This is a genomic window from Nocardia testacea NBRC 100365 (assembly GCF_000308775.1).
GTDB lineage: Bacteria > Actinomycetota > Actinomycetes > Mycobacteriales > Mycobacteriaceae > Nocardia > Nocardia testacea.
This window is the reverse complement of the sequence record NZ_BAGJ01000269.1, coordinates 14,848-32,110: the sequence shown is the minus strand read 5'-3', so window position 1 is coordinate 32,110 and position 17,263 is coordinate 14,848. Positions and strand designations below refer to the sequence as shown.

Below are 17,263 nucleotides of genomic sequence, written 5' to 3'. Positions count from 1 at the left end.
TCGGAAGAGGGAGGCGATTGCGGCCGCGGTCAGTCGGAGAAGATCTCGCGGTTGACCGTGTGCAGATAGGGGATCGCCAGGAACGGCGTGATGTAGAAGATGTCGTAGAGCCACCAGCCGATCACCGGCAGCACGACCCCGTCGTAGCGCACATCGGCGTACATGGTCATGTTGAACGTGTAACCGATCCAGATCACCAGCCCGAACCAGCAGGTGACGATCATCCACTGGTGTCCCCACCGCTTCATCTGCAGGAAGGCGATCGCCGCGGCGATGCGCATCGGGAACACGGTGAGCATCAGGGCGACTTCCCAGCCCTTCTCGCCGGGCGCGCCCGAACCACCGATCCACAGCTCGTTGTAGTGCCAGAAGTAGCCGGCGTCGAAGAAATTGCCCCAGGCGGTGAGGATCACCCGGTTGATCAGGGTGTGGTTGGCGACGAGGTCCAGGGCCCAGCCCAGGCTGTTGAGCGCGGCGTCCAGGATGACCAGGTAGCCGATCAGCGTGACGATGATCGGACGTACCGACAGCCCGGACTCCTGCGCTCTGCGCTGTAACCACACCCCGCGCAGGAAGATCGGCAGGCCGACGATGCCGAGGACCAGGGTGCCCATCAGCAGGGTGCCCACGGTGAGCCACCGGTCGGCCGCGCGCTGGGCGCGGCGGGATTCGTCGTGATGGAGGTCGTAGGAGTCGCCGGGTTTCGGCGTGGATGTGCGCCACGGCAGCGGGACAGCGGAGAGTTTCACGACGGCTCCTACCAATCCCGGATCGTGTACATGTGCAGTTGGATGAGGAACATCGCCAGGAGAAATCCGTAGGCGAAGACCTGGACGGCGATCAGCGCGCGCCGGCGCCGGCGATCCTGTTCGTTCACGGTCGTGGTCCTCCTTCTGGAACCCGCTGCGCGGAAGAGGTTTCCGCGGCGGCCAGCGCGGCCGCCGCGATCTCACGCAGACCTTCGTGGAGGGCGCCGTTGCTGCTCAGCGGCGCCAGAATGCATGCTTGGGCGGCTTCCCGCAGGTCCGCGCCCGCCGCGATCAGATGTCCGGTGGTCACCAGCACCCGGGTGGACGGTGGTTCGAAATGGAACATCTCGTCGGCTTGGCGGATGACGCGCGCGCACCCGACCAGCTGCCGGGCCACCGGTGGCTCGACCCCGGTCTCGGCGACCACCACCGCGGCTTCGCGATCCGCGTCGAGGTAATCCATTGCCAGCGTCACGAACCGCTGCCGGAAGGACGGTTTCAGCTCCTTCAGTGAACTGCGATAGGCCGGGTTGTAGGAACAGACCAGCATGAACGACTCCGGCGCCGGCACGACTTCGTCGGCGCGGTCGAGATAGAGCGCGCGGCGGTGATCGGTGAGCGAGTGCAGGATCGCCAGCGAATCGTGCCGTGCCTCGACCACCTCGTCCAGGTAACAGATCGCCCCGGCCTTCACGGCGCGGGTGAGCGGCCCGTCCTGCCAGACCACATCGCCGCCGGTGACCAGGAACCGGCCCACCAGATCGGAACTGGTCAGATCATCATGGCAGCTGATGGTGACCACCGGACGATCCAGCAACCTGCCCATATGCTCGACGAACCGGGTCTTACCGCACCCGGTCGGGCCCGTGAGCATCACCGGGACGCGGCGCCGGTACGCCTTCTCGAACAGTGCGATCTCGTGACCGGTGGCGGGGTGGTATTCGGTATTCATCCTGACCTCTCGATGCCCGGCGGCGGGGGTGTGTTCCGCGTTCGGTCGTGCCCGGAGCGGCTTCGCCCATGGCGCCGTCACATGGCGACCAATTCGCGGTGCACATGGGCGAGGACCCGGGGCAGCTCCTCGACCCGGTGGATGCGCTGCGATCGGCGCTGCCCGAACACCACGGGCAGCGGGTCGACCCGGACGGGGCCGACACCGAGGTAATAGACCGCGACCCCGGCCTCGTCGGCTTCCTCGACCGCGTGCGCGACATCGGCCCAGGCGTATCGGCCCTCGTACCCTTCGTCGGAGATCAGGCCGTCGCCGATCACGATGAGCAACCGGCGTCCGGCGGGCCGGTCGAGCAAACGCCTGGTCAGGTGTCGCAGCGGGGCGCCCAGGCGGGTGTAACCGCCGGCCCGCAGGCCCAGGCCGCCGGGGTGGACGAAGCGCGGTTCGTCGAAATCCTTCAGACAGCGCACCTCCACGCGATGGCGGGTGTTACCGGTGAACACGAAGATCCCGTGCTGCTGTGCGGCCGCGGCCATGGCGTCCGACAGCGCGTCCGCGCACGCCAGTTCCAGGGCGAAGGTCCGACCCTGGTGCACACCGAGTGAGGAACTGCCGTCGAGCAGCACGGCGGTGGCCACATCGCGCGCGGCGGGCACCAGGTCCCGGAAGACCCTGGGCTGGGCGGCGGTACCCGTGCGCAGGTCCACGAAGTGGCCGATATAGCGGTCGATATCCAGGTCGACGCCGTCCTCGCGGCCGCCGATGAGCGCGCGATGGGTGGGCTGGCGGAACCAGCGCCGCACATCCACCGCCACCGGTGCCGGAGTACGGCCGAGCGGCGGCTGCCGGCGTTCGAGGACTGCGACGTGGTCGGGCCGGAAACGTTTGGTCCACAGGTTCCATTCGGGATACGGGATACCCGGGCGCCGATCGGGACGGATCTCGATCTCGTCGTCCTCCGGCCGGCTCGGCGGCGGCAGGTTGGGATTGCGGACCCCGCCCTCCCCGCCGACCGGCACCGACATGGCCCGATAGGAGTCGGTGCGCGGGCTCGTCCACGGCATCCGGCCGTACATCCGCCGCAGCGCCACCGCCATACGGCCCCGCGCCGGGACGGTAAGCGGTGGGTCGCCCAGCAGTGGGTGGGGCGGCGGGGTCTGCCGGGAGCGGGCCAGCGCGACCGCCCGGTCGAGGATTTGCGGGCCGTCGGTCTCGGGATCGGCGGCTTCGAGTTCGGGGAGGACCCGGCGCAGTTCGGGGATCAGCCCCGGGAACCGGACCGCGATCCAGCCCATCGCGACGCCGCCCTCCACCACCGCCACACTCGCGAGCTCGCGCGGGGACAGCTCGTGAAGCCGGTACCGGGCGACACGGTCCTTGGAGGGTGCGCATTGCAGGGCGATTCCGCAGGTCAGTGTGCGACGGGTCCAATCCGGTGGCGGCGGGTAGGGCACCTGCACGAGCGTGCGGGAGGGGTCCAGGCCGAACGCCCGGCGCTCCCCGGCGACCAGTCGCGCGCCGTGGCGCCGCCGCTCGGAGAATGCCACGGCTGTCAGGGCGCAACCGCGCTCCAGCGACGCGGCGGAGAGGGAGGGGCTGGGGTGCACGATGGTCACCGTCGATCCGGCGCCGAGCGTTTCAGAACGTCCCGATGTTGCGCATGACCCAGTACCAGAAGCCGATCACGGCGCCCATCGCGCCCCAGCCGGCGATCAGCCGAACGATGTCCTGCCACATGTTGACCTCCGTGGGTCGGTTCCGCTGGACGCGGTGTGCGGTGACGGCCCGCGGTCGCGGGTCATCGGGGTTCCATACCGCGCAGTGCGGTGGAGACGTAGTTGTCGAGCATGGCGGCGCGCACCGACCTGGAATCGCTGGTGGTGGTCAGCAGGGCGTAGAGACCGAGGAGGAAGAACACCGCGCTGTGGAAGGGATCGATCTCGGCGGCGGCCTCGCCCGCTTCGCGCGCTCGCGTGATTTCCTCGACCACCTGCACGATCAGCGGGTGATCGGTCCATTCGTCGTCCGGCGGGCGGGTCGGGGTGAAGTGCAATCCGAGGACGTCTTTGAACAGCAGCGCGCCGACTCGCCGTTCCACCGAGAGCACCAGCCGGACCGCTTTCGCCAGAGCGCCCGGCAGATCGTGCGGTGCCGCCACGAAGCGGGCGAACTCCCCGGCCACCCGGGCTTCCTCGCGCCGCTCCAGTTCCAGCAGGACGTGTTCCTTGCTGGGGAAGTGGAAGTAGAAGGTGCCGCGGGCGACGCCGGCGGCCTCGATGATGGCACCGACATCGGCGCCGGCGGTCCCGGTGCGCCGGAACTCCGCGACAGCGGCGTCGAACACTCGTCTCCGGGTTTCGAGGCGTTGGGCTTCCCGGCCCCTGGGCTTTTCCGTCGGCGCGTTCACCCGTTCCATTAGCGGACATTCATTGAAAAATGTCAATAAAATATTTCAATGACACTTGTCAGCGGATCTGTGTTCTGCTGGTCCGCAACGTTTTCTGGAGCAGTCCGCGTCGCTGTTCTGGCGATACCTCGGCCGGTCGTCGGATCGGGGCCGCGGCGGGTGTCCGGGGGCGGCCGTTTCGTGGGGCGTTTGCTCCGGACCGTGTCGGCTTATCGGCGCGCTAGTGCGCGACCGGGAGAGCGGCGGTCGCCAGGGCGAGCGCGAAGTAGGCGCCCGGGAAGGCGATGTTGTAGTAGACGCGCGCCCGCAGGTGTGTGATCAGGGCGCCCGCGAAGAACAGCACCAGACCGACCGCCGCGGCGAACCCCAGCGGTTCCAGGCCGAGCAGGCCGAGCAGGACGCCGGCCGCACCGGTGAGTTTGAGCGCGCCCAGCCACGGCACCCAGCCGGACGGTACGCCGACCTCGGCGGAGTTCGCCAGGACGAATGGCGCCCGGACGAAATCGGCCAGGGCAATGCCTGCGTTGGCCACGACGGTGACCAAGGCGACGACGAGGTAGGTGGTGTGCACGGGAGTGACTTTCTGTTCGTAGGGATGTATCCGGCGTGCCCCGCGGCATCGGGTGCCAGGCGTGACGCCCGGCCCGAAGGGCTGCGCCGGCTGTGGAATCCAGCTTTGCGGGCCCTGCCGAAACCCGCCAATACCTGCATCCATAACCTGGCGGAATGGATGTGGACACCCGGTTGCTCCGCTACTTCGCGGCGGTGGCGGCGGAGGGGAATCTGACCCGCGCCGCCGCGCGGCTCTTCGTCTCGCAGCCGGCGCTGACCAAGCAGATCAGGCAGCTGGAGAACCTGCTCGGCGTCGAACTCTTCGCCCGTTCGCGGGCGGGGATGGCGCTCACCCCGGCCGGTGAGGCGCTGGCCGGGCGGGTACCGGCGCTGCTGGGGGAATGGGATCTCGCGCTCCGGGAAACCCGGCAGGCGGCGGGCCGCGCGGCACGGGTGTTGCGGGTCGGCTTCCTCGCCAGCGCCGCCAACGAGGCCACCCCGCGGATCATCGCCGAGTTCGCCCGCCGGCGACCCGGCTGGCGGGTGGATATGCGGCAGGCGTCCTGGGGCGACCCGACCGGAGGCCTCGCCGACGGCGAGGTGGATATCGCTGTGCTCCGGCTCCCGTTCCCCGGACAGGACCGGCTGCGGGTGCGGGAACTGTTCAGCGAACCGCGCTGGGTCGCCCTGGCCTCGGGGCACCCGCTGGCGAGCCGGGAATCGATCGATTTCGCGGACCTGCTCGACGAACCGTTCGTCGCGGCCCCGGCCGAAACCGGTGGCTGGCGTGACTACTGGCTCGGAGTGGACGAACGCACCGGGCGGGCGCCGCGGATCGGCGCGGTGACCGACCAGCCCGACGAATGGCTGAGCGCGATCGCGAACGGATACGGGATCGCGCTGGCCCCGGAATCGAGCGCCCGGTTCTATGCCCGGCCCGGTATCACGTACCGGCCGGTGACCGGCGTGGCGCCGAGCCGGGTGGGGGTCGTGTGGAAGGCGGAGTCGGAACCGGATCCGGTGGTGCGAGCGTTCGTCGAATGCTGTATCGAGATCGCCGGCGCCTTGTAGATGCCGTAGCCCGCTCCTATCGTTACGGGCAGGGGGAACCGGCCCCGCGGAGTAGGGATGATCTACGACAGGCTGCTCGCGCCGACAGCGCGGGCACCGATCACCAGCGGATTGCGGCAGGGCGGCGTATTCACCCCCTACGCCGCTCTGGTCGAGCGGATCGGCCGGCTCGCCGCCGGCTTGCGGGAGCACGGTATCGAGCGCGGCGATCCCGTGGGGCTGCTGATTCCGAACTCACCCGATCTCTTCGTCACCGCCCATGCGCTCTTCGCCCTCGGTGCCATCGCGATGCCGCTCAGCGAGACGGCCACGCGATCCGAACTCGCCGCGTGCGCGCGAAAGACCGGACCGGAGGCCGTTATCGCGAGTCCCGGCCTTGCCGCCACTGCCGAGATGCTGATCGCGGATGCGGCTCCCGATTCCCCTCTCTTCCTGACGAGTGCGCTGCCCGAAAGAAATGCGACGGCTCGGCTGCCGGACCTGCCGGGTGACACGACGGCGCTCTACCTCTTCTCGTCCGGCTCCACCGGGTTGCCCAAGGTGGTGCCGCACACCCATGCCGAGCTCGTCGCCGACAGCGAACGAGCCAGCACGGCCTGGGACATCCGGCCCGACGATATCGTCCTCGACATGCTGCCGGGCAACTTCGCGATGGGCTTCCTGCTGGGCGCTACGCAAGCCGTCGCCGGCGGCGCGACGACGCTTTACTGGAGCGACCCCCTGCCGCTGCCGCTGTCGCGCCGGAAACTGCTCGACACCATGGCCGGCGAGCGCGTCACCTTCATGGGCGCAGTTCCGGCAATGTACGAGATCATCGCCGGGCAGGCCGGCGGTGACGAACTCGGGCTGCGCCTGGCCTTCTCGGGCGGCGCCGCCCTGAAGCGACCGGTCTTCGAAGCGGTGAGCGAACGCCTCGGTGTCACACTTCGCCAGGATTACGGCTCCACCGAGGCGAGCATGTTCTCGCACAACGACTCCGTCGATCCCGATTCGACCTGGGACTCGGTGGGCAGGCCGGCGGGCGACGCCACGGCCCGCATCATCGCGCTGGATACCGCATACGGACCCGCGGTCGGCGAGATGGAGATTCGATCGTCCTCGCTCATGCGGGGTTATGTGGGCGACGAGGTGGCCAACGCCCAGGCGTTCGACGAGGGCTGGTTCAGGACCGGTGATCTCGCCTCGCTCGACGACGAGGGTCGTATCTTCATCCGTGGCCGCAGCAAGCTGCTGATCGAGGTATCCGGTTACAAGATCGACCCCATCGAGGTGGAGGAGATGCTCATGACCTCGCCGGCTGTCGCCGAAGCCGCGGTGGCGGGTCTCCCGGATCGGCGTACCGGCCAACGGCTGATCGCGTTCGTGGTCGCAGATGCCGACGTGTCGGCCGGCGAGTTGATCCGTTATGCCCGGAAAAGGCTCTCGGTGCAGAAGGTGCCGGCCGAGATCGCGTTCGTCGACGCACTGCCGCGCAGTCCGGCCGGCAAGGTGCTCCGCGCGCGGCTGTGCGAATTTCAGGCGGGCGCGGCCGCTCGCTGCGAAACATAGGCCGCCGTCCTCGCGGGTGATTCGAACAATTCCGCCCGTATCTCCGTATCCGGAATGCTGATCTCGAATCGCTCCTCGAGGAATTGCACCAGTCGTGCCAGTTGGATCGAGTCCAGCAATCCGGCCTCGAGCAGCCGGGTATCGCGATCGACCGGTGGTCCGCCGGTTTCGGCCACCATGGCGGAGATATAATCGACTATCGGTTGTTCGATATCGTTCATCGCTGGCGCCCCCTTTATGTAGTCCACATATTAGCCAATATCGTCGCGACCGGAAATACGCGAAAAGATGGAGGGCGGCGTGGCCGAAACACGACCGTTGGGCGAAAAGGAGCAATTGCTCAACCATTTGCACGCCCGTGGCGGGCTGATCGCCATGCTGGTCCTGCATGTGCGCGGCCGCCTCGATCCGGCGCTGGTGCGGCAGGCGCTGGCCTGGCTACAGACCCAGCATCCCATTCTGCGCGCGCATATCCGCTACGGCGAGATCATCTGGCGGCGCCTGCCGCCGTTCGCCCGTCGCCGGCCGTGGTTCGATACCGACGGCACCACGCAGATCCCCTTGCGGGTGCTCGACGACCCCGACCCGGACGCGTGGCGAAAGGTTATGGCCTCCGATATCCGCACGCCGATCCCGAAGGGCAACCATCCCCGGCTGCGGATAACGCTGGTGCGGCAGTCGCCGGACGCCGACCTCGGCCACATCGTCATCTGCGCCGACCACGCGACGCTCGATGCCCGGTCGGCCCATATGCTCGCGCGCCAGCTACTGGAATTCCTCGCCGACCCGGCCGGGTCGGCGGCGAAACCGCCGGTCCACAGTGCCCTGCCCCCGCCGCTCGAAACCGGCCTGCCCCACCCGTCCGGCAGTGGCAAAACGACCACCTACACCCCGGCCATCCGCTTACCCGTGCGGCCGGTACCCGATCGGCGGAAAGAAACGCGAGTCCTGGCGCGGCACCTCGGGTCCACCGCGACGGCAGCACTCGAGGAGGCCGTCAGGAGCAACAGAACGACGCTGCACGGTGCCGTGACGGCGGCCTTCCTGCTTGCCGTCCGCGAGCGCTACCGGCTCGACGCGATGACCGTCTTGACCACGGTCGACCTCCGCCGCCTCGGTAGCCTCGCGCTGCCGCCCGAGACCTACGGTTGCTACGTCGACATCCTGCGTACCGCGCACTCCATCACCGATGACTTCTGGGCAACCGCGCGTGACGCCTCGTTCAAGCTGATCGCGGCGCTGGCCAGGGACCCGGCGTCCGCCTCGATCATGAAATTCCCCGAATGGGAGGTGTATCGGCGCGAGGTCCGCCCGACGATCCGGAGCAACGGGCGTGTGGACGGCCTCGCCGTGACCACGGTCGGCGAGTCCGGCCTGCGGGCCGACTACGGCGCCTTCACGCTCGAGGACGTCACCAGGGCCGTATCGCTCGATATGTTCGGACCGTCGCTGTTCGTGATCGCCAACCAGTGGCTGGGTGGTCTCGACCTGAGCGTCGGGTATGCGGCGACGGCGATGAGCGACGACGAGGTGCGGTGGCTCACCGACAATGTGATGGCCCGGCTCGGAAGCGCCGGATGAGAACGCCGCGCCCAGCGGTTCGATGTTTGATGGGGGCTCAGGCCGAGCGATATGCCCGGCTTCCCGCGCTGCGCGCCGACGAGGTGTTCAACGCCTCGACCGCCGCCACGAGCGGCGCGAGTTCCGGATCGGCGGCCGCTTGCCCCAGGGCGCCCGACAGCGCGGAGTCGTGGGTGGGCCGGGCGTGTTCCAGCAGGTCTATACCCGCCGGGGTGACATCGGTGTAGATACCCCGGCGATCGTCCGGGCACAGATATCGCTGCAGCAGCCCGCGATCCTCCAACCGGGTGACGAGGCGGGTGGTGGCGCTCTGACTCAGTACGACCGCGTCGGCGACCTGGTTCATCCGTAGATGTCCGCCCACGCCGTCGTGCTGCCGGCTCAGCACCACCAGCAACGAGTATTCGCGCACGCTCAGCTGGTGCCCGGCCTGCAGAGCCCGCTCTATGCACGCCTCGATCCGGTCGTGCAGCAGGGAGAGGGCGTACCACCCGTCGGCCAGGCCGGTCAGCGCTGGGTCCGCAGTCATCGTGTTCCTTCTTTCGGGGTCGTTCCCAGGATAGATGACCTCCGAGATAGCCCGCGCTTGCAACTAAACGCGTATGCAATTATTGTCGACGCTTGTAATTCTCGTGCGCAATGTCAAGTGGAGGCACAGGTCATGCCGCTCGCCCTACTCGCCCTCACCCTCGGGGCTTTCGGGATAGGCACCACCGAGTTCGTCGTCGTCGGGCTGCTCCCCGATATCGCCGGCACCTACGGCGTGTCGATACCCACGGCCGGACTACTGGTCACCGGATACGCCCTGGGCGTCGTGGCCGGCGCGCCGCTGATGACCGGCCTCGGCACCCGGATCGCCCGCAAGCGCATGCTGCTCGCGATGCTGATACTTCTCGTCGTGGGCAATATCGTGTCCGCTGTCGCGCCGACCTTCGCCATCATGGTGGCCGGCCGGATCGTCGCCTCGCTCGCCCACGGAGCGTTCTTCGGCATCGGCGCGGTCGTCGCGGGCACCCTGGTCGCTCCGGCACGCCGGGCCGGGGCCATCGCGATCATGTTCACCGGATTGACCGTCGCCACCGTGCTCGGCGTACCGCTGGGTACTATGCTCGGCCAGCATTTCGGCTGGCGGCTCACTTTCCTGTTCGTGGCCCTGGTCGGCCTGGTCGGCCTGCTCGGCGTCGCCGCGCTGATCCCCGAGACGCCCGCACCGCGCGAGGCCCGGCTGCGTACCGAACTCGCCGTCTTCGGTAACCCGCAAGTCCTGCTCGCGATGGCCATGACAGTGCTCGGCTTCGGCGGCGTATTCGCCGCCATCACCTATCTGGCGCCGATGATGACCGAGGTCACCGGCTACGCAGAGAACTCGGTCACCTGGCTGCTGGTGCTGTTCGGCCTGGGTTTCTTCGCGGGCAACCTGATCGGTGGCAGATTCGCCGACCGGCATCTGATGCCGATGCTCTACCTCTCGCTCGGCGGGCTCGCGGTGGTGCTGGCACTGTTCACGGTCACCGCCCACAACAAGATCGCCGCCGCCATTACGGTGGTACTGATCGGCGCACTGGGATTCGCGACCGTACCGCCGCTCCAGAAGCGGGTGCTCGACCATGCCGCCGGTGCGCCCACCCTGGCCTCGGCCGTCAATATCGGCGCCTTCAATCTGGGCAACGCGATCGCCGCCTGGCTCGGCGGCGCGGTCATCGCGGCCGGGTTCGGATACACCGCACCGAACTGGGTGGGGGTGGCGCTCGTGGTCGTCGCGATCGGACTGGCGGTGACCGCGGATCTGCTGGAACGCCGCGCAGTCCGGACGGGCGTCCGGGAGGATGCGCTCGTCGGTGTCTGAGCTCACCGATGTCTGAGCTCACCGATGTTCACCGTCGGTACATCTAGGCGGCGGTGAGTACGGCGGGCATGGAGCGGTAGGCGTGCAGGTTCACCAGGCGCCGTGGGATCGGCGGACCGTCCAAGCGCAGCTCCGGGTATCGCTCGAAGAGTGTGCGCAGCGCAATGACGCCTTCCATGCGAGCGAGCCGGAACCCCAGGCAGCCGTGTACTCCACTGCTGAACGCGAGGTGGTCCGCGGCGTTGGCCCGCGTCACGTCGAACTGTTCGGGATCGGGGAAGACGCGGGGATCGTGGTTCGCGCCCGCCAGGGACAGCAGAACCAGGGAACCGCGCGCGACGTGCTGATCGGCGATGTCGATATCACAGTTGGCGACCCGGGCGGTCATCCGCACGGGGCAGTCGTAGCGCAGGATTTCCTCGATCGCGCCCGGCCACAGATCCGCTTGCGCCCTGAGTAGTTCCAGTTGATCGGGATGACTCGTCAGCAGCACGATCCCATTGCCGAGCAGGTTCACCGTGGTCAGGAATCCGGCGTCGAGCAGTAGGGCCGCATTGGCTATCTGCTCACGCCGGGTGAGCTCACCACTGGTCGCCAGCACCGTGAGCAGGTCGTCGGAAGGTTCCGCGGCGAGCTGGTCGATGCGCTGGTCGAAGTACTGCTTGACAGCTGCCAGCTCGTCGGTGGCCCGGCGATAGGTGGTCCAGGTCAGGGCGCGGTCGACCAACGGCGCACTGTTGAAACCCCACTTCAGCATGGTCGAATGCATATCGTCGGGAAGTCCGAGGATCTCGGCGATGATCGCGACGGGCACCCGGGTGGCGAAGTCCTCGATCAGGTCCGGCCGCGGCTTCGATTCCAGGCGATCGAGTAGGTCCTCGGTTACCGCCACGGCCCGTTGCTCCAGGGCGCCGATCGCGCCGGGGCCGAACGCGCGCCCGACCAGGCGTCGATACCGGCTGTGTTCCGGTGGGTCGGTCGCCAGCATGGAGGGCGGCTCGGTGAGGTCGGGAAGTTCTCGGTCCGTCTTCGCCAGCACCCACCGGATGGGCTTCGGAATGGCCGGATGGCCGGGTGAGGCCACACCGAAGCGATTGTCTCGCAAGATGAGACGGCACAGTTCGTAGTCCGCGGTGACATGTACTCCCGACAGCTTCGGTAGCCGGCCCCGCTGCCGGATCTCCTCGATGAACGGCGAAGCGCCGAGCGAGCGATCCGGGCCGAAGACGATCTGGGCGAGGGGATCGCCGCGACGCGCCGACCAGAGCAGATAGGCCCGAGCCACACCGTGCAGGAGCAGCCAGCGGATCCACGCGCGAGTAGACATCGTCACCTCCACCCCCGGCCCACCCTTATAATAGTCACCCGCTATGTCGAGGCGCTGCCGGTCCTGACGCGGCCGGCCGATCCCGGGAAGCCCCGGTCGCAGCGATCCCCGCGGTGGCGAGGATTTCCGAGCGGAAGCGGGGGCATTCGGTGAAATCCTCGTAGCGGCAGGTGAGTACGTGGCCGATCAGGTCTTTCGAGGTGCGGATCCGGGCGAGCTGTTCGTCGAGTTCGGCCAGATGTGATCGGAGGACGCGGCGGCGGCCGGGGCCGTCGCAGGCGTCGAGGAGCTCGCGCGTGCGGGCCAGGCTCAGGCCGACCTGCTTGCTGTGCAGGATCAACGCGACCCGCGCGATATGCGACTGCGTGTAGCGGCGGCGGCCGCCGACCCTGGTCGCGGGGGTGAGCAGGCCGACGCTCTCCCAGTGGCGCAGGACGTGGGCGGCCAGGCCGAAACGGGCGGCCAGTTCGCCGATGGAACAGGTGGGTTCGGAACTCGGCGGCGCGGTATCGGGGGTTGACTTCATGTTCACATTAACTTGCAGTCTGGGCTCGAACGTCAAGCACGGAGACAGGAGTGACGATGACTATGCCCGGAGCGGCCGAGATGTGGAACGAGCGGTACGCGCAGCCGTTCACCTCCTACGGCACCGAACCCAACGACTATCTGCGGGAAGTGGCGGATCGGATACCCGAGGGGCCGGTTTTGTGCCTGGCGGAGGGGGAGGGGCGCAATGCGGTGTACCTGGCCGGGCGCGGACACTCCGTGACGGCCGTGGACCTGTCGGAAGTGGGGCTGGCGAATGCCCGTGACCTGGCCGCGCGTCACGGGGTGCGGATCGAGACCGTGGTCGCCGACATCACCGAGCTGGATATGGGCGAGCGGCGCTGGGCGGGGATCGTCTCCATCTGGGGCCATCTGCCGTCGGCGTTGCGGCCGGGCGTGCACGCGGCGTGTGTGCGCGCGCTGCGACCCGGCGGTGTGTTCGTACTCGAGGCCTATACGCCTCGGCACCTCGATCGGCCCGGGGTCGGGGGGCCGCCGGTGGCGGACGGGATGCCCACCTTGGAGGAGTTCCGCCGCGACCTGAGCGGGCTGCGGCTGGAGCACTGCCGGGAGGTCGACCGCGATATCGCCGAGGGGGCGTTCCATCACGGGCCCAGTACGACCGTGCAGGTCCTCGGAATCAGACCGAGTGGAGGCAGCGGTACGGTCATGCCACGATAGTCGCGCGGTCTACCCGTTCGGGTTCGCCGCGCGGCGGGCCAGGATGGACGCTATCCCCGTAGCGGCGGCCCGTACCGGCGCAGTGTGCGCCTCGGGGTGGAAGCGGGTCACCGGACCGGTCACCGAGATCGCCGCCAGCGGTTGTTCGTCGGCGCTGAGCACGGGGGCGGCGACGCATACGATTCCGAGTGCCGACTCCTCGTGTTCGTAGGCCAGTCCGGTCTCGACGATCTGGCTCAGTTGCGCCCGGAGCAGTCCGGGGGCGACCACGGTGCGCGGGGTGCGTCTGGTCAGCGGGCCGGCCAGGATTCGGTCGATCGTCTCGGGACCGGAGTGGGCGAGCAGCGCCTTGCCGATCGCGGTGCAGTACAGCGGCATCCGGCCGCCGATCCGGGACGGGGCGCGGGCCTGCCGGTGGCCGCCGATCTTGCTGATATAGACGACCTCGTCGCCGTCGCGGACACCGAAGTGCACGGTTTCGCGGGTGCGGGCGAAGAGGTCCTGGAGAAAGGGGACGGCGACCTCGAGCAGTGTGCGCTCGGTGGCCGCCCGCATGCCCAGCTCGAACAGTCCGCGCCCGAGCCGATAGCCCTCCGGTGAGGAACTCAGCAGGCGCGCGGTCACCAGGTCGCGGCACATCCGGTGCACGGTGGCCTTCGGGAGCTCGGTGCGGCGGGCCAGTTCGGACAGTCCGACGGCCTGGTCCTCCACTCCGAACGCCTCCAGGATGAGCAGCGCCCGGCCCAGCACAGAGCGCTCGTCGAGGCGGTGTTCCGGCATGGGCGGCCCTTCTGGTGAGACTGGTCCAGTCAGTGGACCACATTACTGTTCAGACCCGCTCCGAGGGTGTGCACTGGTCACACCCCGACGAAGAGGAGAACGGAGGTCGTGGTGGCCACCACTGTCGACAGCATCAGCGACAGCGGGCCCGGCGTAGACGAGTCGATCGTCGCCCGTGCCGCGCAACGCCTGATCACCGCCGCGCAGACGCGCCGGACCTGTGCCCCGCTGCGGGAGGGGTTGATCAGCCCGGACGATGTCGCCACCGCCTACCGGATCCAGGAGCGGTTCAACGCCGCCCGGGTCTCCCCGGAGGTCACGGTGGTCGGCCGCAAGATCGGCGCGACCTCGCAGGCCGTCCAGCAGCAGCTGGGCGTGGACCAGCCCGATTTCGGGGTCCTGTTCTCCGATATGGCGTATTCGGACGGCGAGGTGATCCCGATCGACCGGCTGTTGCAGCCGCGGGCCGAGGCCGAGATCGCGTTCATCCTGGGCGAAGACCTCGCCGAGGGACCGCTCGATATCGACCAGTGCCGCGCGGCGGTGGCCGAAGCGGTGGCCGCGCTGGAGATCGTGGACAGCCGGATCACCGACTGGAACATCTCCTTCGCCGACACCGTGGCCGACAATGCGTCGAGTGGTCTCTACGTGCTCGGCACCGAGCGCCGGACCCTAGACGACTTCGAGCCCGTCGACGTCACCATGAGCATGCGTATCGACGGGGAGGAAGTGTCGACCGGTAATGGCGCCGCCTGCCTCGGCGACCCGCTCAACGCCCTGTCCTGGCTCGCCCGGCAGGCCCGCACCTTCGGTGAGCCGCTGCGGGCCGGGCAGGTGATCCTCTCCGGCGCGCTCGGCCCGATGCGGCCGCTGCACCCCGGCGCCACCGTCACCGCCGCCATCTCCGGCCTCGGGACGGTCACGGCTTCGTTCACCACCGCTTCGGAGGTCTCCCAGTGAGTGACAACAACACGCGTACCAAGGTCGCGATCATCGGTTCGGGCAATATCGGCACCGACCTGATGATCAAAGTGCTGCGCCATTCCCGATTCCTGGAGATGGGCGCCATGGTCGGTATCGACCCGGAATCCGACGGACTCGCCCGGGCCGCCCGGTTGAAGGTGCCCACCACCCACGAGGGCGTGGAGGGCCTGATCGCGCTGCCGAATTTCGACGAGATCGACATCGTCTTCGACGCCACCTCGGCCAAGGCGCACAAGCAGAACCACGAGCGGCTGGCGCCGCTGGGTAAACGCCTGATCGACCTCACCCCCGCGGCCATCGGCCCGTTCGTGGTGCCGCCGGTGAACCTCGAGGAACATCTCGCCGCGCCGAACGTGAACATGGTGACCTGTGGTGGCCAGGCCACCATCCCGATCGTGGCCGCGGTCTCCCGGGTGGTGCCGGTACCCTATGCCGAGATCGTGGCCTCCATCGCCTCGAAATCCGCCGGGCCCGGCACCCGCGCCAATATCGACGAGTTCACCGAGACCACCGCGCACGCCATCGAAACCGTGGGCGGGGCGGAACGCGGCAAAGCGGTGATCATCCTGAATCCGGCCGAACCGCCGCTGATCATGCGCGATACGGTCTTCTGCCTGGTCACCGCCCCCGACACGGATTCGCACGAGCAGATCAAGGCCTCGGTGGCGAAGATGGTCGACGATGTGGCGGCCTACGTGCCCGGCTACCGGCTCAAGCAGGAAGTGCAGATCGACGCGATCCCCTCGGACCAGCCGGTGCACACGCTGCTCGCCAAGGACAACGACTCCTTCCCGACCCACCGGGTGTCGGTGTTCCTCGAGGTCGAGGGCGCGGCCCACTACCTGCCCGCCTACGCCGGCAATCTCGACATCATGACCTCGGCCGGATTGCAGGTCGCCGAGCGCATCGCGCAGAACATCCAGCAGGCGGCATGAGCGGGTCAGGCCCGGAGGTGGTAGCGCAGCGTGACCACGCAGGCCCCCGCCCATGCCCAATAGAGAAAGTAGGTGCCCGATGAGCGAGCCCGACGCCGTGCCGACCGTTTTCGTCCAGGATGTGACCCTGCGCGACGGAATGCACGCCATCCGGCACCGGATCACCCCGGAGAACGTCGGCAGGATCGTGGCCGCGCTCGATGCCGCCGGTGTCGACGCCATCGAGGTCGCGCACGGGGACGGTCTGGCCGGCGGTTCGGTGAACTACGGTCCCGGCTCGCACAGCGACTGGACCTGGCTCGAGGCCGCCGCCGCGAATCTGAAGAACGCGCGGCTGACCAGCCTGCTGCTGCCCGGTGTGGGTACCGCCGAGGATCTGCGGCGGGCCTGGGGCCTGGGCGTGCGCTCGGTGCGAGTGGCCACCCATTGCACGGAGGCCGATGTCGCCGCCCAGCACATCGCCACCGCGCGGGAGATCGGAATGGACGTTTCCGGCTTCCTGATGATGAGCCATATGGCCGAACCGGCCCAGCTGGCCGCGCAGGCCAAGCTCATGGAGAGCTACGGCGCGCACTGCGTCTACGTCACCGATTCCGGCGGCCGCCTCACCATGAACGGTGTGCGCGACCGCATCCTGGCATACCGCGATGTGCTCGACCCGGCGACCGAACTCGGTATCCACGCCCACGAGAATCTGTCGCTGTCGGTGGCGAATTCGGTGGTGGCCGTGGAGAACGGGGTCACCCGGGTCGATGCCTCGCTGGCCGGTCACGGTGCGGGCGCGGGCAATACGCCGATCGAAGCGTTCGTGGCCGTCGCCGATGTGCTGGGCTGGAAGCACGGGTGTGATGTGTTCGCGCTGCAGGACGCCGCCGACGATCTGGTCCGGCCGTTGCAGGACCGCCCGGTGCGGGTGGACCGGGAAACCCTCACACTCGGCTACGCCGGGGTGTACTCCAGCTTCCTGCGGCATGCCGAGGCCGCCAGTGAGCGGTACGGGATCGATGTCCGGACCCTGCTGATGGAGGCGGGCCGGCGGCGGTTGGTGGGCGGTCAGGAGGACATGATCGTCGATATCGCGCTCACCATGCTGGCCGAGCAGAAGGCCGAACAACAGCCTGCCTGACCGGTCCGCGGCGGCTCGGGTGACCGCGCCGCCGCGGCCGGACAGCGGACAGCCCCGGTGCCGGCCGGGGCTGTCCGCGTAGTGGAGCACGCCCGGGCCGAGGATAGTGATCCACATCACCACTCGATGTTGTCAGGAACGCGGAAGCCGTCTCGTTCAGGAAGCACGCGAACCAGAC

The 17,263-nt window shown here is 68.5% G+C and carries 18 protein-coding genes; 8 read left to right on the top strand and 10 right to left on the bottom strand.

Annotated elements, in window-relative coordinates; translation table 11 throughout:
* Positions 1-29: 29 nt before the first annotated feature.
* The 5 genes from ON38_RS30345 to ON38_RS30320 form a co-directional block, all read right to left on the bottom strand.
* Positions 30-749, bottom strand: coding sequence for a hypothetical protein (locus ON38_RS30345; protein WP_039828519.1), 720 nt, complete (start codon positions 747-749; stop codon positions 30-32).
* Positions 750-873: 124 nt separating this feature from the next.
* Complete coding sequence (locus tag ON38_RS30335) at positions 874-1,701, bottom strand: CbbQ/NirQ/NorQ/GpvN family protein (protein WP_039828517.1); 828 nt, start codon at positions 1,699-1,701, stop codon at positions 874-876.
* A gap of 77 nt (positions 1,702-1,778) precedes the next feature.
* Positions 1,779-3,308, bottom strand: a complete 1,530-nt coding sequence (locus tag ON38_RS30330; protein WP_039828564.1) for a nitric oxide reductase activation protein NorD — start codon at positions 3,306-3,308, stop codon at positions 1,779-1,781.
* 191 nt (positions 3,309-3,499) lie between these two features.
* Positions 3,500-4,117 (bottom strand): TetR/AcrR family transcriptional regulator, encoded by a 618-nt coding sequence (locus tag ON38_RS30325; protein WP_051165489.1) that lies wholly within the window; start codon positions 4,115-4,117, stop codon positions 3,500-3,502.
* Between the two features lie 211 nt (positions 4,118-4,328).
* On the bottom strand, positions 4,329-4,679 hold the full coding sequence (locus ON38_RS30320) for a DoxX family protein (protein WP_051165488.1): 351 nt from the start codon (positions 4,677-4,679) through the stop codon (positions 4,329-4,331).
* A gap of 155 nt (positions 4,680-4,834) precedes the next feature.
* On the opposite strand from ON38_RS30320, the gene ON38_RS30315 reads away from it, so the two are divergent.
* Both ON38_RS30315 and ON38_RS30310 read left to right on the top strand, forming a co-directional pair.
* Positions 4,835-5,731, top strand: coding sequence for a LysR family transcriptional regulator (locus ON38_RS30315; protein WP_039828516.1), 897 nt, complete (start codon positions 4,835-4,837; stop codon positions 5,729-5,731).
* 57 nt (positions 5,732-5,788) lie between these two features.
* Positions 5,789-7,279 (top strand): class I adenylate-forming enzyme family protein, encoded by a 1,491-nt coding sequence (locus ON38_RS30310; protein WP_039828515.1) that lies wholly within the window; start codon positions 5,789-5,791, stop codon positions 7,277-7,279.
* Here ON38_RS30310 and ON38_RS30305 read toward each other — a convergent pair.
* Positions 7,246-7,500: an acyl carrier protein gene (locus ON38_RS30305; protein WP_039828514.1), complete on the bottom strand. Its 255-nt coding sequence runs from the start codon at positions 7,498-7,500 to the stop codon at positions 7,246-7,248. The two genes, ON38_RS30310 and ON38_RS30305, sit on opposite strands and share 34 nt — an antisense overlap.
* A 79-nt stretch (positions 7,501-7,579) precedes the next feature.
* On the opposite strand from ON38_RS30305, the gene ON38_RS30300 reads away from it, so the two are divergent.
* The gene (locus ON38_RS30300) at positions 7,580-8,860 is read left to right on the top strand and encodes a phthiocerol/phthiodiolone dimycocerosyl transferase family protein (RefSeq protein ID WP_157182003.1); all 1,281 of its coding nucleotides are present in this window, start codon (positions 7,580-7,582) and stop codon (positions 8,858-8,860) included.
* Positions 8,861-8,897: 37 nt separating this feature from the next.
* Here the strand turns inward: ON38_RS30300 and ON38_RS30295 are convergent, their stop codons facing one another.
* Positions 8,898-9,389, bottom strand: a complete 492-nt coding sequence (locus ON38_RS30295) for a MarR family winged helix-turn-helix transcriptional regulator (protein WP_039828512.1) — start codon at positions 9,387-9,389, stop codon at positions 8,898-8,900.
* A gap of 132 nt (positions 9,390-9,521) precedes the next feature.
* Between ON38_RS30295 and ON38_RS30290 the strand changes: the two genes are divergently transcribed.
* A complete protein-coding gene (locus ON38_RS30290) occupies positions 9,522-10,706 on the top strand; it encodes an MFS transporter (protein WP_051165497.1) in 1,185 nt (394 codons plus the stop codon).
* A 43-nt stretch (positions 10,707-10,749) separates the two neighbouring features.
* On the opposite strand, the gene ON38_RS30285 is transcribed toward ON38_RS30290, so the two are convergent.
* Positions 10,750-12,033 (bottom strand): cytochrome P450, encoded by a 1,284-nt coding sequence (locus ON38_RS30285; protein ID WP_039828560.1) that lies wholly within the window; start codon positions 12,031-12,033, stop codon positions 10,750-10,752.
* Between the two features lie 34 nt (positions 12,034-12,067).
* Positions 12,068-12,559, bottom strand: coding sequence for a helix-turn-helix domain-containing protein (locus tag ON38_RS30280; protein WP_083873225.1), 492 nt, complete (start codon positions 12,557-12,559; stop codon positions 12,068-12,070).
* Positions 12,560-12,615: 56 nt separating this feature from the next.
* On the opposite strand from ON38_RS30280, the gene ON38_RS30275 reads away from it, so the two are divergent.
* Positions 12,616-13,260, top strand: a complete 645-nt coding sequence (locus ON38_RS30275; RefSeq protein ID WP_218000869.1) for a class I SAM-dependent methyltransferase — start codon at positions 12,616-12,618, stop codon at positions 13,258-13,260.
* Positions 13,261-13,269: 9 nt separating this feature from the next.
* On the opposite strand, the gene ON38_RS30270 is transcribed toward ON38_RS30275, so the two are convergent.
* On the bottom strand, positions 13,270-14,040 hold the full coding sequence (locus ON38_RS30270; RefSeq protein WP_039828511.1) for an IclR family transcriptional regulator: 771 nt from the start codon (positions 14,038-14,040) through the stop codon (positions 13,270-13,272).
* A gap of 111 nt (positions 14,041-14,151) precedes the next feature.
* Between ON38_RS30270 and ON38_RS30265 the strand changes: the two genes are divergently transcribed.
* The 3 genes from ON38_RS30265 to dmpG all read left to right on the top strand — a co-directional run bounded on the left by ON38_RS30265 (position 14,152) and on the right by dmpG (position 17,085).
* On the top strand, positions 14,152-15,000 hold the full coding sequence (locus ON38_RS30265) for a 2-keto-4-pentenoate hydratase (protein ID WP_373281263.1): 849 nt from the start codon (positions 14,152-14,154) through the stop codon (positions 14,998-15,000).
* Positions 14,997-15,959: an acetaldehyde dehydrogenase (acetylating) gene (locus ON38_RS30260; protein WP_039828510.1), complete on the top strand. Its 963-nt coding sequence runs from the start codon at positions 14,997-14,999 to the stop codon at positions 15,957-15,959. The genes ON38_RS30265 and ON38_RS30260 overlap by 4 nt, the downstream gene beginning before the upstream one ends.
* 79 nt (positions 15,960-16,038) lie before the next feature.
* Complete coding sequence (gene dmpG, locus ON38_RS30255; protein ID WP_039828509.1) at positions 16,039-17,085, top strand: 4-hydroxy-2-oxovalerate aldolase; 1,047 nt, start codon at positions 16,039-16,041, stop codon at positions 17,083-17,085.
* Positions 17,086-17,263 lie beyond the last annotated feature (178 nt).

Bases quoted from the DNA above. Each gene is read 5' to 3' on its own strand.
- ON38_RS30315 (WP_039828516.1), top strand. From the start codon at position 4,835: ATGGATGTGGACACCCGGTTGCTCCGCTACTTCGCGGCGGTGGCGGCG.
- dmpG (WP_039828509.1), top strand. From the start codon at position 16,039: ATGAGCGAGCCCGACGCCGTGCCGACCGTTTTCGTCCAGGATGTGACC.
- ON38_RS30280 (WP_083873225.1), bottom strand. From the start codon at position 12,559: ATGAAGTCAACCCCCGATACCGCGCCGCCGAGTTCCGAACCCACCTGT.
- ON38_RS30270 (WP_039828511.1), bottom strand. From the start codon at position 14,040: ATGCCGGAACACCGCCTCGACGAGCGCTCTGTGCTGGGCCGGGCGCTG.
- ON38_RS30295 (WP_039828512.1), bottom strand. From the start codon at position 9,389: ATGACTGCGGACCCAGCGCTGACCGGCCTGGCCGACGGGTGGTACGCC.
- ON38_RS30290 (WP_051165497.1), top strand. From the start codon at position 9,522: ATGCCGCTCGCCCTACTCGCCCTCACCCTCGGGGCTTTCGGGATAGGC.
- ON38_RS30335 (WP_039828517.1), bottom strand. From the start codon at position 1,701: ATGAATACCGAATACCACCCCGCCACCGGTCACGAGATCGCACTGTTC.
- ON38_RS30325 (WP_051165489.1), bottom strand. From the start codon at position 4,117: ATGGAACGGGTGAACGCGCCGACGGAAAAGCCCAGGGGCCGGGAAGCC.
- ON38_RS30305 (WP_039828514.1), bottom strand. From the start codon at position 7,500: ATGAACGATATCGAACAACCGATAGTCGATTATATCTCCGCCATGGTG.
- ON38_RS30285 (WP_039828560.1), bottom strand. From the start codon at position 12,033: ATGTCTACTCGCGCGTGGATCCGCTGGCTGCTCCTGCACGGTGTGGCT.
- ON38_RS30310 (WP_039828515.1), top strand. From the start codon at position 5,789: ATGATCTACGACAGGCTGCTCGCGCCGACAGCGCGGGCACCGATCACC.
- ON38_RS30275 (WP_218000869.1), top strand. From the start codon at position 12,616: ATGACTATGCCCGGAGCGGCCGAGATGTGGAACGAGCGGTACGCGCAG.